This is a genomic window from Candidatus Neomarinimicrobiota bacterium (assembly GCA_034716895.1).
In the GTDB taxonomy this organism is placed as follows: domain Bacteria; phylum Fidelibacterota; class UBA8477; order UBA8477; family JABMPR01; genus JABMPR01.
The window spans coordinates 1-16,624 of record JAYEKW010000058.1; the positions used below are offsets into that span (position 1 = coordinate 1).

Here is a 16,624-nt window from a genome sequence, read left to right on the forward strand (position 1 = left end):
GGGATTTTTTTCGATAACAAGGCAAATATTGTTACCATAGCCCTAGCTATAGTAACAATATTTAACGCAGTTAGCGGGGAAAAGAACAAGGCTTGGTTGCGCTATATCATGCTTAACGTGACACTAGAATATGACTGTATCGGAGTTGGACGCCTAATGATAAGCTTCCAGGAGTGAGTTTACACTAAATTCTATTCTCTGGTGAGGATCTGCTCCACATCCGTAAACAGGGTATCGAAACCTTTGGTGATGGATTCTGTATGATGCAGGGCGGTTGCCAGTGAATCCAGAATGTATTTTTTGGCAATGAGCATTTTGCGGGAATCCTCGGCAGCTTCATCTAAAAGCAAATACCCAACGTAAAGTGAGCCGTACATTTCCACCAGTTCTGCTGAATGCAATTCCTGATAAGCCTTGTCCTCCTGCTCCAGAACGTACGCTTTACTTTTATTGAATAGATTACGAATCTTTTTCAGCTTATTGGCCAGCAACCGGGCTTCGTGATGCCACTCACGTTCCTCATTGGCATCAAACTGTTTATCAGAAATCCCTTTAATGACACTCCCGATAGCAGCAATGACCTGAAGTTGCGAGGTGCCTTCATAGATGTTAGTGATCCGGACATCACGATAATGGCGTTCCACATTGAATTCCTGCATATAGCCCGTGCCACCATGAATCTGGATGGCATCATAGCAGATGCGGTTCGCTTTTTCAGAGATGATGTATTTCGAGAGTGGTGTCAGAAAATCAGCCATGGATTTCCAATGTTTGACCTCCTGCCGAATATCAGTGATGGATTCACCGGCTTCCTTGAGTCGGGTCTGCTCCATCTCACACACCTTTAGCATATCAACTGCATGAGCGGTGGAATAGATCAATGTTCGGGAAGTCTCCAGATCCACTTTCATTTTAACCAGCATATCTGCCACAGCCGGAAAGTTTAGAATGGATTTTCCAAATTGTTCCCGTTCCTGGGCATAACGCCGGGCTTCAATATAGGCTGCCTGGGCGATCCCTAGAGCCTGAGCTGCAACTCCCAGACGGGCACCATTCATGAGAGCCATGACATAGGAGATCAATCCGCGTTTACGTGACCCGATGAGCTGAGCTGGTGTATCGTGGAATTGCATTTCGCAAGTGGGTGAACCTTTGATCCCTAATTTGTGCTCGATCCGCCTGATTTGAACCGTATCATCACCATAGCAGACAAAAAGGGACAACCCGCGACCATCTTTGGTGCCTTCCTCTGAACGGGCCAAGACCAGGCAAACGTCGGCATTGCCATTTGTAATAAAGCGTTTGACACCATTTAGATACCAATTACCCGCGTCATCCTGGTAAGCGCGCGTTTTAACAGCCTGGAGATCAGAACCGGCATCGGGTTCTGTGAGAACCATGGCACCGGATACCGTACCGCTGCTGAATTTTGGTAGATATTCGGCTTTGATCTCATCACTGGCAAAGTTTTCAATGGTTTCGGAAATATCCTGAAGCCCAAAAAGATTCATCAGTGAGGCATCCCCGCGTGAAACCATTTCTATAGCAAAAACATAGAGTGATATGGGTAGATTGAGTCCACCGTATTTACGCTCCAGGAGAAAACCCATGAGACCAGCTTGATTAAGTCGGTGCATGTCTTCTTCCAGCCCCTTGGCGTAAGTGACCTTACCATCAGCAAAGGTGGAGCCCAACTCATCAACTTCCCGGGCACGTTCTGCCACAAAATTGCCTGATATATCACCGACCACTTCCAGAATGCGTCTGAAATTGTCCCGGGCATCTTCATAATTCCGGGGAGCAAACGGATACTTGGCAGTCTCGGAATAATCATGTTCGCGGATCTTGATTATCTTTTCCAGATCGATCCGGTTGAATTGAAATTGAATATCCTGATTCTCAGTGAAAAAATTTGACATAATTAATCCTTGATAATCCTGTAATAAGTCGCTCTCATGAAGTGCCTGGAGAATCCTTAGTGTAATTGGCTTTTGTAGGCTGCGATCAACTTGGGAATAACAACCTCCAGATCGCCTGTAATTCCATAGTGAGCCACACCAAAAATTGGGGCTTCAGGATCATTGTTTATGGCGATAATCTTTTGGGATTCCTGCATTCCGGCCCGATGTTGAATAGCTCCTGAAATACCGATGGCGATGTAAAGCTTCGGTCGCACGGTTGTGCCAGTTTGTCCGACCTGACGCTCTGCCTCGATCAGACCAGCATCAACAGCAGCCCGGGATCCAGCTACATCTGCCCCCAGTACTTTGGCCAGATCTTTGATCAGTTGAAATTTTTCCGGAGTATCTGCCCCATAGCCACCGGCTACAATAATTGGAGCAGTCTTCAAATTCACTTCTGATGGTTTCTGATGTTTTTCGATGATTTGAACAGCGACCTCGATTGGCCCCAGTTTTACCGGAATCTGAATCACATGGCCTGTCCTGGATGGGTCTGCTTCGCCCATTTCCATGACGCCCTCACGAATGGTGGCCATTTGAATCGCTACATCAGGCGAGATGATCGTTGCAATGATATTTCCCCCAAAAGCCGGGCGGATCTGCAATAACAGATCAGTATGCTCGACTTTACGAAGTGTTAATGTTTCGATCTTTAATTCTGTGCAATCCGCAGTCAGACCGGAACGTGTATGGGAGGCAACCCGGGGAGCAATATCCCGACCAGTATGAGTCGCTCCAAATAACACAATCCGGGGTTGTTTATCTTCAACCAGCTTGGTGATCAGATTTGCATAGGGTAGGCTGCGAAAGTCTTTGAGTTCCTTATCATCCAGGAGATAAACATTGTCGGCACCATGGGCAAAAAGCGTATTTGCCAATTCCGCTATTTCGTGGCCAAGGAGAACAGCACTGACTTCGGAATCCATCTTTTTGGCTAAAGCTCCTGCTTTATGCAATAATTCCAGGCTTACATCTGCCAGCTCTCCATTGGATTGTTCGGCGAAGACCCATACCATATCTTTTATGTTTGAATTCATAATTATTCTATCCAAAAATGTGATCTTGCATTAGTTCGGTGATCATATCGTGCAGCCCGTCAGTTGTTGCTGGTACTTTTTTGAATTCTGAGCCACTAAGGATCACATTTTCAACCTTATGCACTTTGGTGGGTGATCCCGCCAGACCACACATGCTTACATCAGCATCGATATCTTCAATATTCCAGGTCTCAATGTACAGACCTTTCAGCTGGGCTTCTTCCAGCAGTTGATCCATTGAGATCAGGTCGTGACTATCATCTACTGTGGACTGGATCTCAAATTTTGATTGAGCTCGTTTATAGGTGCAAAGCCTTTTAACATCAAAAGGTCTGGGAACAGTTGCATCTTTGATCACAGTGAGCAGAACCGGCAGGGGAGACTCCAATATTTCGTAGCCATTATTGATGGCTCTTTTTGCTCTGATGGTTCGCTTTTGTAGATTCAGATCCTGGATCTCCTGCGTGTAAGTGATCTGGGGGATGCCCAGTTTTTCAGCAGTTTGAGGTCCTACCTGTGCTGTATCACCGTCGATGGCCTGGCGTCCTCCAAAAATAAGATCGAATTCACCAATGTGATGGACCGCTTTGTGAAGCGCATAGGATGTGGCCAAAGTATCAGCAGCGGCAAAACGTCTATCGCTAACCAGAATGGCGCGGTCAGCTCCCATATATAAACATTCGCGCAGCATATTTGCCGCATTGGGTGGTCCCATGGTCAGCGCGGTAACAGTTCCACCATGCTGATCCTTCAGACGCAGAGCAAGCTCCAGGGCTTCCTGGTCTTCCGGATTGAAGATTGCCGGTAAACGTGCCCTGTTCACCGTCCCATCAGGGCGCATCACATCCCCTGAAATATTACTGGTATCAGGTACTTGTTTTACGAGTACAATGGTATGAAGTGACATGCAGAAACTCTCCTCAACAAATTCATAAAGTTCAATATAGTCGGATACCAGCGATTTGAAACTGCTTACTTGATCAGGTTTTTTTAGCTGAGAATATCTGCCAGTTGAAGGGATTGAAAATGGTTTTCAGCCACAGAATATTGATGACCGTTCGTTCTCGGGAAACCTGATAACTGATCCACAACCCTACGATGGCCATAATACCATTGGGAGCCCACATAGCCAGGACAGGATCCACCATCCGGCGGTCTGCTAATTCTTCACCGGCAATAAGGGCTGCCCAGTAGATAAAAAACATACCAATAGCTACCCCAATGGTGCCACTGGATTTGCGGGTCATGATCCCCAGGGGAACCCCCACCAGCACGAAAACAATGCAGGTGACAGCCATGGCATACTTCTTATGGATCTCAACCAGATATTTATTTATCTGTTTCAGGTAACTGTTGAGAAGGCGTTCCTGACTTTCCAGCTTGTCGATGGTACGGTTCCAGGCTCTGGTTCTGGCTTTGATGGTTTCCGCTTTGTTTACCGGAATGCGTCTAATCGTATCCATGACAGCCACCATATCAACCAGTGAATCCCCATCAAAAAGTGGGCTGTTAACCCGAATGTTGAGCATCCGGTCGATGGTTCGCTGGTAACGACCCTTATTATCCTCAATACGTTGATACATCATGGCCGGGGTCATTTCCCGATCACCGCGAACTGCTGATTCCCGTCGTTTCAGCTCTAAATTATTAACCTTTACCGTTAAGCGAGTCGAATCGAAATACTCGCGTTGATAGTCATCCAGTTTATCCAGATCGAGCAAGTGTTTTTCACCATTGTATAAGGTGAAAATGATCTGTCCACCGGCAGTTTCTGTTCGGCCGCTTTCCGCAAAGATGGAGACTTGTTCGCGCAGATTACTTTTAGAAAAGATGATCACACCCTGCAGACCTGTTTCGGTTACTTCATTCACCCGGATGTTATAGTCTGGCAGATCATCAATGAAGTAACCTGGGACGATATCCATATCGGGTCGTTTGCGATAGATGTCAGAGCCTAACAGGCGAGCTCGGTGATTAACATCAGGCAGGATCGAAGTATTGAAGTAAAACGTAAAGCTTCCTACGAAAAGCGCGAATACCAATGCCGGCATCATGACGCGTGGAAGCGATATCCCACCAGAGCGCATGGCTGTCACTTCATGATCAGTTGCCAGACGACCGTAAGCCAGGAGGACAGCAACCAGGACTGACAAAGGGATAGCCAGTGCCAATATCCAGGCCAGATTAAGGGCGATGTATTCCAGGATGACAAAAAAGGAAAGTCCTTTACCCAGGATTCGGTCCATGGCACGAATAATAAAATTAACCAGAAAGATCATGGTCAGCACCAGCAACGAGTAAAAGAAGGGGGTTAGTAACTCGCGAAAAATATATTTATCTATGGTTTTGATCATCGGATAAAAATAGACGTGTTTGGGTTGGATTCTACAGGAAAGATGCTGTTACACAATGCAAGGTTATGGAAGCATCGTTTTCGTTCCAATGAATGAAGTCACCCCGGTGAAATGTCTCGATCTGCACAATTTCTTACAATACACGATCATGTAAATAGAACGCAAATAGAAATAGTTGCTATTTAGAAAATATTAATTATACTGCTTACATGGATATTAGTTTATATCAACTAACATGTGGTTGTCGTGGTGGGGTGCTTAAAAAATGCAACTACCTCAAACCGTAGAATTACTCGACTGTAACCTACAGTTTTAGCATGGGTTATGGAAATAACAAACTGGATTTTTCCAGAATGAAGGAAAGAAAGGAAATCAATAAATGAACATCGAATCAGCTTTAACTCGTAAGATTCAAGCCGGAATTACTTTGGCAGTAAGTGTGTTCTTAATATTTATTAACCCTGGCTTGGTCACCAAGACCGTAAACATGTTCCTGAAGGGTCAGACCAAAGGGGCTACCATGCCAATGAACGAAATTGCCTCCCTGCGCTTGCATGTTAGTTTTGGCTGGCTTGGCATAACCGTGATTGCTGGAATTATCCTGCTACTGGTTACCTACGCGTTCTTGAAGAATAAGTCCTGGGCCTTCCCCGTTGCATTGGTGAGCTTGGCAACGTTGCCAATTGGTAGCTTCTATGTCAGCAGTTTTGCCGGATATATGGTGAGGAAAGGCGCTTTTGCTCCTTCATTTACAGCGTTTATTGTTGGACTGCTCGCTTTTTGGGCTTTGATCATTTTAGAGAAAAAGGGTAAGGATCTATGGCCAACCTTTGTGCCACTAACCCTTTTAGGGATGTTTGGGACTCAAACATTCGCCTTTGCTGAACACGGGCTGCGTGGCTTGTATCAGGGCGGAAAAACAGCCTCGATCCTCGATCCATCGATTGGTATCTTGCGTTACTCGCAACCCATCATGGTTATTGTTCTGATCACCATCTTTATTGCGATCTATAATCTTGCTGCAAAAAAAGAAGCGGGTTGGTGGTTTAGCATAGTAGCGGGTCTGGGAATGGCCGTTGCTGCTTTCCCCGTCCATTATGCTCGTCCCAAAGCCTCATTTTCTGTTGCTGGAGCAGATGCCTTTGCTAAAGGTGCCAAAGTTGTAGGTGCCGGCACACCTTCCATGTTTACCTCGGTCTATTTTTTAGGCGGCTTGTTGGGTACGATCTTTATCATCGTTATGCTGATCCCATATTTCAAAAACTATTATACAACCGAAGATTAATCCCAAATAAAAACCAAATAGCTCAAAAAGATAAAGGATTTAAAATGAAAAATAACCACTTACGCCACGTTGTACTTCTGCTTTTCTTTGTAGTTGCCAGCTTTGCCCTGGCACAAACTGATTCAACCAGTGCTGTATCTTTAGCTGATACAACTGTTGCGGCAGTTGATGTAACACCTGAAGCAGCTCCCGAAGTTGTCGCAGCTACTGAAGTACCAGCTCAACCTGCTGCAAAAAAAGCTAAACAAAAGTATACAGGACCCATGCCCTGTGCCGCTGTCAATACTCACAATGGCAGCCTGGTACCAGTTGGCACCTATGTTCTGATCAACAAGTATTTCAACGTAAGCAAAGATGAATTGCTATCTGGGAGTGATGTGATCGATTTTGCCTCTCCAGGAGTGAAAAGATTTGCCTATCAAGAAGTACAGAATGCCTTCCGTACTGGAATTATCAAGCATGTTGATGTAAGATTGATCACCTCATATTTCATCAAATCAATGGATCGCTTAAAGCCAAACGGTGATGTATTCTCTGATGAGAACTCAGGATTTGGTGATTTCAAATTGATCGGTCGCTATGGCATCATGAATCAGAAGACCGGACCGGCCAACATAATTGTCGGTATTGGTACAACCATTCCAGTAGGAACCACTGACGCTGTTGATGTGAACGGCAATGTTCTGCCAGGGAGCATGCAGCTTAGCTCAGGATCATTCAATCCCATTTTTGAGCTGGGAGCGCATCAGATCAAAAAGCGGAACTGGAATAATGTTTATTTTGTATATGTGATGGCTACAGATGGCGAATTGGGTCCTCATGTATTTAAGAGATCCAGCGTTTTTAAATATAACTACACCTATGCTTACGCGGCCCACATGAAACTGGATGTTGGTTTTGAGCTTAATGGTGAGGTTAAAACCAAAGCAGTGAAAAATGGTGTTGATATCGAGAATACAGGCGGGCACGTAATTTATGTGGCACCTGAAGCGCATATTAAATTCTCAAAGAAAATCCACCTGGGTGTCTGCATGCCAATTGCAGTTTACCAGGACTTGAATGGTCCACAACTCGGTGGTGGCTCAATGATCATTACCAAGTTCGATATCAAATTCTAAATAGTTAGTCTTGTTTTACAACTCTCCTCAGGTGGGCAGACCGCGTATCTGTGGAGAGTTTTTCTCAACGTTGTAATTCATTAATCTGTTTTGATCGAAAGATCAACCAGAGTCAAAAAGCCTGGAAAGCTCTCCAGGCTTTTTTTGATCCTTGTCGAGCCAAATTTGGCGGGGACTGAAACCTTTCACAGTTTAGATTAGCTGCATTGGAGATATGCCCGTTTCAGGTAAACCTTTTATAGCTATTCCCGCTATTCAAAATATTTTAGATCAATAAAATTGAGGGAGTATAAATATGAAAGTTTACCAATATCTCATCGTATTAATCCTGCTGGCAGGTTCCGTTTTAACTGCGCAAGAACAGCTGGTCTATCAAACACCACCGGAGTCAATTTTAGAACTGGTTAATGCGCCGCTTACGCCAAGAGTTCAAGTGGATAGTAAGGGTGAAAATGTCCTGTTGTTATATCGCGATACCTATAAATCAATTGCCACGCTTTCGGAAAAAGAATTACGGCTTGCTGGTCTCCGTATAAATCCTAAAACCAATATATCCAGTCGCAAAACCTATTATAATGACATCAAGCTGAAAAAAGCCTTGGATGAAAACCTGAGAACGGTTGCCGGCTTACCTCAGAATTCCAGACTTTCAAATTTTAGCTGGTCACCCAGTCAAGCATATGTGGCGTTCACCAATACAACGGAAACAGGAGTGGAAGTCTGGTTGCTGAATATAAGTTCTGCCTCTGTGACAAGACTGATCACAGCCAGGGCGAATGCCAATTTGGGTAAGCCAATGACCTGGTTTAAAGACAGTGGAGCTTTGTTGGTCAAGATAATGCCAGAGTCAGGGGAGTCCCTGGTTGATACCGAACTTTCAGTTCCGACTGGTCCGGTTATTACTGAAAGCACTGGTGAGAAAGCCCAGAATCGGACCTATCAGGATTTACTCAAGAACCGGGATGATGAGCATAATTTTCAGGTATTGGTTACCTCAAAAATTGTAAAAGTGACCCTTAATGGTCAAGAATCGCCATGGCTTAATCAGGGTATGTATCGCAGCATATCCTTTTCTCCCAACGGCGAGTATGTCAAGATCTCCGAGATCCAACGCCCATTCTCCTACATTGTCACCTATTCCAGATTTCCTTTTAAAACAAATATTTATCACAATAACGGTAGTTTTGTTAAGACGGTCATGGATGTCCCCTTAATGGAAGTCTTACCAAAGGGCTTTATGGCGGTTAGAACCGGTAAACGTCAAATGACCTGGCGCTTGGACCGTCCATCAACCCTGGTTTGGTGTGAAGCTCTCGATGGAGGTGATCCCGATGTCGAAGTTCCTTACCGGGACGAGATTTTTCAGCAGGAAATATCTTCTAAAAAGCAGGGGGTCTCACTCATTAAACTGGTAAACCGATATTCTAATATCGAGTGGGGAAGCAGGAAGATAGCTATTGCTCATGACTATTGGTGGAACACTCGAAATATAAAAACATATTTATTTGATCCGTCCAAATCGAAGCAGAAAGGAACCATTATTTCTGACCGAAACTATCAGGATCGTTACAGCGACCCCGGTTATTTTGTGCATGAAAAGAATAAGTATCATGAGTCCGTATTGGCCATTCATAAAAAGTCCCTGTTCCTGATTGGAGCAGGCTTCTCTGCCGAGGGTCAGTACCCCTTTATTGATAAATTCAGTTTAAGGAAGAAGACCTCATCCCGTATTTATCGCTCGACTTATGAGGACAAGATTGAGGATATTTATGAGGCCATTGATTTCAAAAAGGGGCAATACCTGGTGCGTCTGGAATCAAAAAATGAGTATCCGAACTATTATCTACGGGATATCCATAAGAAGGGATCATTAACAGCCATCACTCATTTCGACAACCCATTTAAGAGTTTGCAGGACATCCATAAAGAAGTTATTACCTATTTCCGGGATGATGGTTTGGAATTGAATGCTACACTCTATTTACCACTGAACCATGATGTGGAGAGCGGAGAAAAGGCACCGATGATCTTATGGGCATATCCGCGGGAGTACAAAGACAAGAACTCGGCTTCTCAAAAGACATCCAATCCCAACCGGTTTGTTTATCCTTATTACGGTTCCCCCATTTACTGGGTGACACGGGGTTATGTGGTTTTGGATAGAGCGGCTTTTCCCATCATAGGCGAAGGTGATCAAGAACCCAATGACAGTTTTCGGTCGCAACTTGTGGCAAATGCCAGCGCAGCCATTGATGCGGTGAATAAGCTGGGATACATCGATCCTGACCGGGTGGCAGTTGGCGGACATTCCTATGGTGCCTTTATGGTGGCCAACTTGTTGTCGCATTCCAATCTATTTGCGGCTGGTATTGCTCGTAGTGGAGCCTATAATCGTACGTTGACTCCTTTCGGTTTTCAGAGCGAAGAACGTAGCTATTGGGAAGCTCCTGAAGTGTATTACAGGATGTCACCCTTTATGCATGCTGATAAAATGAAGACACCGCTTCTGTTGATCCATGGTGAAGCAGACAATAATTCTGGAACCTATCCCTTACAGAGTGAACGTTACTTCAACGCCTTAAAGGGTCTGGGAGCCCCTGCTCGTTTGGTGATGCTACCCAAGGAAAGTCATGGTTATCGGGCGAAGGAAAGTATCCTTCACCTCCTCTGGGAACAGGACAGATGGCTGGATAAATATGTTATGAATAAGGGAAAGTAAGCCAGGTATTCCTTAGTTGATGGGCTTTTTATTAAATTTTGCAGATGGTTCTATTGAATCAGCGTCTTTACCTTGAAATCACCAGATCACCAGGCATCACCTCTGATTCTGATTTCTTTCTCATGGTAATTCCGGTGGCCATAGATTTTTCTGTTGTGGTTATGGATATTTCCTGAAGTATTTCTTTTTTCCAACCGATGTGGTTACCTGTAACAGGGTGAAGGATTTCCTCCCCTACACGAAATACTACAAATCGGTCATTACGTTTCACTCCACGATCCTCACCGACATCAACTATAATTTCCTCAATATTTGTAGAAACTACAAAACCGATAAGAGGTAATAAATTTGCAATTTTGCTTGAAACCTTATTTACAGCGTCTCTTGATGATTTCGCATAAGCCGAATTGTAATCAATTGCTCCGCTAACAACAACACCATCTGCAGTTTGTACTATTTTGCTTTCTGACAATCCGATGGCAGATTCTGATAGTAGTATTTTCCCCGTTGTAGCATTAACAACTCTTACATCTATCCCAACCTCAATTTTAACTAAGATATATCCAAACTTATCAATATCACTTCTGGTCGCTGATGTGATTGACCCAAATACTACGTACTCAGCTCCAATCATCTTACCAACCTCCGCAGCAGACATCTCATCGATTATCCCTGCAAGTCCAAGTCGCTGTTCTTTAATAATGTTATCAATCTTGTTCCGCTCAACAATATCAAAGCGACCTGTTTTTACTAACGATGTTGTTAGCATGTCGGACATTTTTAGATCAACTTTTCCTTTTAGCTTTTCATTCCCTTCAAAATCTAAGACTGCTAAAATGTTTTTAGTGGATTGACCCGCCTTGATTTTCTCAATGATTGAATCATTCCAGCCTGGAGGGAAAGATATAGCACCGCCATTTTTAGGCAGTGCTATATCTTCAGGTGTACCTTGTGAAGCACAACTAAAAAGAACAATTGATACAAAAAATATGATACATGTGATCGAAATATAATTGTGTTTCATAGTATTACCTTAGCCCATTGCCTTAAAGCCTTCGTGAAGAACTTTCATTTCCTCTAAAACTTTGGGCGCGTTATTTTTAAACCCCATTAAATTTTCTATAGATCCCTTAATTCCTTTTGTCGCTGCTGGAATAAGCCAGGGTTTTGTACTTTTCACATTTTTCAATAGTGTCGCCCCGTCTTTCAAGAGATTACCAACTTCGTTCACACCTTTACCAAGAGCGATTACTGCAATACTCAATGATGCTGAAGAAGTGGCAAAATATTTTAGCTCATCTTTGGATACCTTATCATGTTGTTTTGCCAGTTTCATGACAATCAGGGATTGTTCCGTAGAATAATCCTCTGGAGCAGTATCACCAATAGTTGCTTTGATATCCTCCTGGAGGGATTCATCCGCCGCTTTTGACATGGCATACTTTTTTAATTGTTTTGTTGTATTCTTTGTCATTCCATTGGCAATAATTACCAAACCATCAAGTTTAGCGGCTGTTTTAAAGAAATTATCAAAGTTAGGGTCTCCAATTTGATAGTATTCAACAAATTCACCTTCATCAGTAAATCCCCAATTATGTGCTTCTGAAAATTGTGCTAATTTCGGTGCTACATCAGCAACTGTTAGTGGATACTGTTTTGCGCAATTGATCATGATAATAGAAAGGCTTATTACCGATAATACTACGACTAATCTTTTCATCTCTGTTTAATACCAATTTCAGTTCTAAATGGCCTGTAATTTCTTCATCTTTTCCATTTTTACTTTACTTCGATGAACTCAGCATAACACACTTAAAATGTTCACCATAGCTGCTTGTCAGGCGTAGCATGTAGTGCGGAGACTGAAGGCTATGCCTGCCTATGCCGAAGTTGGTCTCCACGCAGGCAGGCTTCACATTTAAAGCGAAGCAGTGCGAATTTTCTATCGAAAATCGCACGGGGAGTAAAAAAGAAAAACTTGTCTCCCGTAACTTGCAAAGTGTAGGATGATATTTTGGATTTAATGGCTACTTTAAAACTGAAAATGGTATAACTCCTCAAGTGTCTTAATTTCCGATTTGTGTGATGACTTGGGCTTTCAGAAGTCTCTATATTGGATGCATCAGATTCCCCCTGTTTTTAATAACGAAAAAAATAAGATTCGAATTCTTGATATGGTCGTAACAAGCATTTTTTAAAATAATACTTGTAAATTATAAATACAAAAAAACTATCCTTCAGGGTAGCCGATAACCAAAGCGTTAAGCATACACGCCAACTCTCAATTATATCATTACCATCATAATTCTAAACATATTGAAAATAAAATATAGCCAAATACAGTCTACAGAACAAGGATGAAACGCGTTTGATAAGGACAAATTAAGAATATCCCGAAATTCGGGGTTTCATGGCAAATGCATTAGATGTTGAGATACTAATTTAACCTTCCAAATGGTAAACTAGCAAATTATAGGGCGTGCGCTCAAATGCTCCGGTAGCTTCCTCCTTCGCTTTTCAAGCTACGGCGGGACAGGCAGCTGGATAGAGCAACGGATTTGCCTTGTTATCGAAAAAAATCCCCACGACTTTTTGCACATCTCATGCTTAACATAGCACTAGAAGTTATAACGGATTTCTCCATGAACATTCAAGCCCTGATCGAAAGCAAGTCCTTTATACTTACTTAAATGACTATAGTATTGCTCGTTCAGCAAGTTATCCACCCCCAGGCTAATATCAACCTGTTGCGAGCCCACCCTGAGCTTCCCATGAAGAGCAAGGCTGAGGAGCTGATAATTTTCAGGTATTACATTCCTAGTATTTCCATATCCATCGTCGATAACATTTTCAAACTCTGCCAAATGATTCTGGGCAAATACGAATTCATTCTGAAGTTTCAGGTTTACATCTTGAAACCAGGCAAGCTTGTCCTTGAAAAATGACACACCGAAGAGAACGCGTGCAGGGCTGATTCCCGGAAGAGCTGCTTCTTCAACACCATCTTCATCGGCATCAACAACGGGAAGTAATGATTCACCTCTGATATAGTCCCAGCCGACCTCACCTTCAAACAGGGAACCAAACATTCTGTTCAGGCGCATTTCGCTACCATAAATATGGGCATCCCCTTGTGAAATATGGTAAATGGGGATACCAGTGTCTTCATCTCGCAAACCAGTGGGGGCACTGATGATATAATCCTTAAGTTTATTGTAATAGAACGTTAACTCACCTGTATGTGTTTCTGCAACATGGCGGAAAATCAAATCACTATTTAGTGAGGCTTCAGGCCTCAATTCAGGGTTGCCTATTTCAATTTTCCAATCTCCATGATGGATACCACTAATGTACAATTCATATGGATTGGGTGGGCGCCAACCGGTACCCAGGTTTAGAGCAATTGAGTAGGGCATTTCAGTTTGGTGCCAGACCAGCCCGACACTCCCGCTACTTATAGGAAAATATAAATCAGTTACATCCTCATTTTGGATTAATCCAGCGAAATTTGTAGCCAGGATATCATAAGAGGTAGCATCTATTCGCAGTCCTCCTGAAAAGGTAAATGGTTCGAACATCCATCGGTAAAAACTATACATCCCAACTGAACTTTGGTTGTAGTCTGGTAGCAACCTTTCAGATCCGATAGAGGTGCTCTTTTTCTTTAGATAGCTAATTCCAAATGTTCCGGGGAATTTTTTCTGGATCAGGTGCAGCCATCGTACATTTCCAGCATAGGTCTTTGCTGTCAGGTCTACGACTGGATTTTCACCTCCAATTCCACCAGTGCGGTGGTTTAACTGTGATCCAAAATCATATTCTATCCAACTATTATCGAGTAACCATTTGCCCTTAAGTGTTAATGAATTGTGTTGGGTGGGAGAAACAATGGTTCCCAAAACATGATACCAGGGTTCTGTCCCATCAACACCACCTCCAGAGTTGTGCCAATGACCAGCACCTATCAGGGTTTGCTCTTCTTCATAGCGGGTTCCCAGAATCTCAAGTTCATGAGACTGGTATTTTTGTAAAAGATGAAAACCACCATTTATCTGGTGATAAGCTGTCCCGTCAACCCGCTCAAGGAATTGAGTGTTTCCAGGAGCTGCGTAGTTGTCACTGTTACGGCCACTGATGTTTGCTCTAATTGCACCATGATCCCAGGATTTTTGAAACCCCAATCCACCTACTATTTGCTGCGAATTGGCTTGAAAACCCAAACGCCCTGCCATAGCAAAAGAACGTCCTCCATCATTCAGTGTACGTAATTTGGGTGCTTCTAACTGGATGACACCTCCCATGGCTTCTGAACCATAAAGGAGACTCATGGGACCACGGACAACCTCGATTTTTCCAAGACTGAGTACATCCACCTCGGGAGAATGATGACCTCCCCATTGTTGTCCCTCTTGTTTGATACCATCCTTAACGATAACAACCCGTTGACTACTCATACCTCTTACGACAGGTTTTGCCACAGCATGTCCCTGTGAAATGACCTGAAGTCCTGGTATGGTAGCAAGTGTAGCACTCAGTGATTGGCCGGCATTGCGTTGGAGTGTTTCACCACCTATAACCGAAACCGTTCTCTCTGATGTTAGGATGTCTGATGGCAGCCCTGTAACAGTTACAGTCACTGCCGACCCTTCGAGCAGTGTGCTTTGCAGGATAATCGTACTATTCTCAACAGTACTTTGGGGAAGGGTGATGATCATCGCTCGGCTAACATACCCAATCACACTAATGTTGATGGTGTATTCACCAGCAGGTAGGTTGGCTATTTCGACGTGCCCGGTTTTGTCACTTACTGCTCCCGTGTTTAATTGGCTTAATGAAACATTGGCATAAGGAATGGGTTTTCCATTTTCATCATAAAGGTGTGCATGCCAGTTGTAGGCCCCGGAGATTGCAGATGAATATCCGGGGTGTGTCAAGAGCGTGAAGCAAAGTAGAAGTAAGAGTTGAAAAACCCCTTTAGTGGTCATGATCCGAATCACCATCATACAGAGGAAATAATACACTCACTGAGGATGTTGAGACCTGATGAAAGGATAGGACATAAGTGACATCCTGATCAAGTTCAAAAATTCCCTTATAGGCTATTTCGTCACAATCATCTGAGTGATCCATCACTTCATGAGCTATCAAGGCTTCATTTGAGGCGGCATTCAATACGGAAACCTCCACGGCCTGGTTCATATACAGGATGTGATCGGCAGACCCTCCTACTGGTGTATAAGGGATCATACCAGAAAATAATCCAGTACTGTCTTCAAGTAACTCCAGGTCATAGCGGGTATGTAACTGAGCCTGAACCCTATATTCATCATCTGCATCTAGACTATCTATGGCCTGAGACAATGATGTTACGGTTAGCAGGTCGATTGATGGTCCATCCATTAGATGTTCACAAACATGTGTGTCTTGAGACTCAACAATTTCTTCGGTTTGGTCACAGGCAAAAGTGCTTAAAAGGCTGATGAGGATAGTTGCAATAATAAAGTGTTTTTTTGATACGTGTTTCATGTGTAGAAAGCTCCATAGTAAATGTGACAACTGCCAACTGACAGGTGTCGGACAGAAAAATAGTATTGTTTAAAAAATGCTATGGAAGCATAGGGGGAGGTAGGTTGAGCAGCTCCGGAATCAGCAATATCTTATACCTGATATTCCAATTGGAAATTGAGTGGGTTTTATTGGCAAAAAATGCCACAAGGAAAGTTTGGTAAAATAGTGTTGTCAGCAGGAGTAAATTGAAATGAATATTGGCCCAAATACAGTTACTGTCATCTCCTGAATGATGATGGAAACCTTGGAATCCGATGAGTAATACTACTGCTAGAAGCAATATAATTCTCACCAATACTTGTTTCTGTAATACGAGTTTCAACATTGAAGCAAGTTATTTAAAATTGTTTCTCGGAAAATAAAAAAGGCTCACCCATTGAAATTCTCTCAGTGATGGGGGCTGGTTTAGTATAAATCTGGACATTGAGGTTCCCGAAATGAGAGTATTGCTTAGTCATTACGGTTTCGAGAGCACTTCTATTGGATAAGCAAAGAAAGGAATCAGGTGCTCCCAGTTACCGTACCATGATAGATTATTCTGATCAAAATCCTTCATGCACATATAAGAGGCTGCCCCATATT

General features: G+C 43.3%; 11 protein-coding genes. 3 read left to right on the top strand and 8 right to left on the bottom strand.

Features of this window, described 5'->3' with window-relative positions; all coding sequences use genetic code 11:
- Positions 1-191: 191 nt before the first annotated feature.
- The 4 genes from U9Q77_03960 to U9Q77_03975 all read right to left on the bottom strand — a co-directional run bounded on the left by U9Q77_03960 (position 192) and on the right by U9Q77_03975 (position 5,352).
- On the bottom strand, positions 192-1,919 hold the full coding sequence (locus U9Q77_03960; GenBank protein ID MEA3286511.1) for an acyl-CoA dehydrogenase family protein: 1,728 nt from the start codon (positions 1,917-1,919) through the stop codon (positions 192-194).
- A 56-nt stretch (positions 1,920-1,975) separates the two neighbouring features.
- Positions 1,976-2,998: an electron transfer flavoprotein subunit alpha/FixB family protein gene (locus U9Q77_03965; protein MEA3286512.1), complete on the bottom strand. Its 1,023-nt coding sequence runs from the start codon at positions 2,996-2,998 to the stop codon at positions 1,976-1,978.
- A 7-nt stretch (positions 2,999-3,005) separates the two neighbouring features.
- A complete protein-coding gene (locus U9Q77_03970; protein MEA3286513.1) occupies positions 3,006-3,905 on the bottom strand; it encodes an electron transfer flavoprotein subunit beta/FixA family protein in 900 nt (299 codons plus the stop codon).
- Positions 3,906-3,978: 73 nt separating this feature from the next.
- Positions 3,979-5,352, bottom strand: a complete 1,374-nt coding sequence (locus U9Q77_03975) for an LptF/LptG family permease (GenBank protein MEA3286514.1) — start codon at positions 5,350-5,352, stop codon at positions 3,979-3,981.
- Positions 5,353-5,731: 379 nt separating this feature from the next.
- Here U9Q77_03975 and U9Q77_03980 point away from each other — a divergent pair, with 379 nt between their 5' ends.
- From U9Q77_03980 to U9Q77_03990, 3 genes are all read left to right on the top strand, one after another.
- Entirely contained in the window at positions 5,732-6,637 is a 906-nt protein-coding gene (locus U9Q77_03980; GenBank protein ID MEA3286515.1) for a hypothetical protein, read from the top strand.
- 44 nt (positions 6,638-6,681) lie between these two features.
- Positions 6,682-7,755 carry a hypothetical protein gene (locus tag U9Q77_03985; protein ID MEA3286516.1) on the top strand — a complete coding sequence of 358 codons (1,074 nt, stop codon included), beginning with the start codon at positions 6,682-6,684 and terminating at the stop codon, positions 7,753-7,755.
- A gap of 295 nt (positions 7,756-8,050) precedes the next feature.
- Positions 8,051-10,474 carry a prolyl oligopeptidase family serine peptidase gene (locus tag U9Q77_03990; GenBank protein MEA3286517.1) on the top strand — a complete coding sequence of 808 codons (2,424 nt, stop codon included), beginning with the start codon at positions 8,051-8,053 and terminating at the stop codon, positions 10,472-10,474.
- 67 nt (positions 10,475-10,541) lie between these two features.
- Here the strand turns inward: U9Q77_03990 and U9Q77_03995 are convergent, their stop codons facing one another.
- The 4 genes from U9Q77_03995 to U9Q77_04010 all read right to left on the bottom strand — a co-directional run bounded on the left by U9Q77_03995 (position 10,542) and on the right by U9Q77_04010 (position 16,000).
- Positions 10,542-11,498, bottom strand: coding sequence for a CsgG/HfaB family protein (locus U9Q77_03995; protein MEA3286518.1), 957 nt, complete (start codon positions 11,496-11,498; stop codon positions 10,542-10,544).
- A 9-nt stretch (positions 11,499-11,507) separates the two neighbouring features.
- Positions 11,508-12,194: a hypothetical protein gene (locus U9Q77_04000; GenBank protein ID MEA3286519.1), complete on the bottom strand. Its 687-nt coding sequence runs from the start codon at positions 12,192-12,194 to the stop codon at positions 11,508-11,510.
- An 898-nt stretch (positions 12,195-13,092) separates the two neighbouring features.
- The gene (locus U9Q77_04005) at positions 13,093-15,459 is read right to left on the bottom strand and encodes a TonB-dependent receptor (GenBank protein ID MEA3286520.1); all 2,367 of its coding nucleotides are present in this window, start codon (positions 15,457-15,459) and stop codon (positions 13,093-13,095) included.
- Positions 15,449-16,000 (bottom strand): hypothetical protein, encoded by a 552-nt coding sequence (locus tag U9Q77_04010; protein ID MEA3286521.1) that lies wholly within the window; start codon positions 15,998-16,000, stop codon positions 15,449-15,451. Before U9Q77_04010 ends, U9Q77_04005 begins: the two co-directional genes overlap by 11 nt.
- Positions 16,001-16,624: the final 624 nt, after the last annotated feature.

Excerpts from the sequence above, each read along its gene's own strand:
- U9Q77_03960 (MEA3286511.1), bottom strand. The coding sequence starts at position 1,919 with ATGTCAAATTTTTTCACTGAGAATCAGGATATTCAATTTCAATTCAAC.
- U9Q77_03965 (MEA3286512.1), bottom strand. The coding sequence starts at position 2,998 with ATGAATTCAAACATAAAAGATATGGTATGGGTCTTCGCCGAACAATCC.
- U9Q77_03970 (MEA3286513.1), bottom strand. The coding sequence starts at position 3,905 with ATGTCACTTCATACCATTGTACTCGTAAAACAAGTACCTGATACCAGT.
- U9Q77_03975 (MEA3286514.1), bottom strand. The coding sequence starts at position 5,352 with ATGATCAAAACCATAGATAAATATATTTTTCGCGAGTTACTAACCCCC.
- U9Q77_03980 (MEA3286515.1), top strand. The coding sequence starts at position 5,732 with ATGAACATCGAATCAGCTTTAACTCGTAAGATTCAAGCCGGAATTACT.
- U9Q77_03985 (MEA3286516.1), top strand. The coding sequence starts at position 6,682 with ATGAAAAATAACCACTTACGCCACGTTGTACTTCTGCTTTTCTTTGTA.
- U9Q77_03990 (MEA3286517.1), top strand. The coding sequence starts at position 8,051 with ATGAAAGTTTACCAATATCTCATCGTATTAATCCTGCTGGCAGGTTCC.
- U9Q77_03995 (MEA3286518.1), bottom strand. The coding sequence starts at position 11,498 with ATGAAACACAATTATATTTCGATCACATGTATCATATTTTTTGTATCA.
- U9Q77_04000 (MEA3286519.1), bottom strand. The coding sequence starts at position 12,194 with ATGAAAAGATTAGTCGTAGTATTATCGGTAATAAGCCTTTCTATTATC.
- U9Q77_04005 (MEA3286520.1), bottom strand. The coding sequence starts at position 15,459 with ATGACCACTAAAGGGGTTTTTCAACTCTTACTTCTACTTTGCTTCACG.
- U9Q77_04010 (MEA3286521.1), bottom strand. The coding sequence starts at position 16,000 with ATGAAACACGTATCAAAAAAACACTTTATTATTGCAACTATCCTCATC.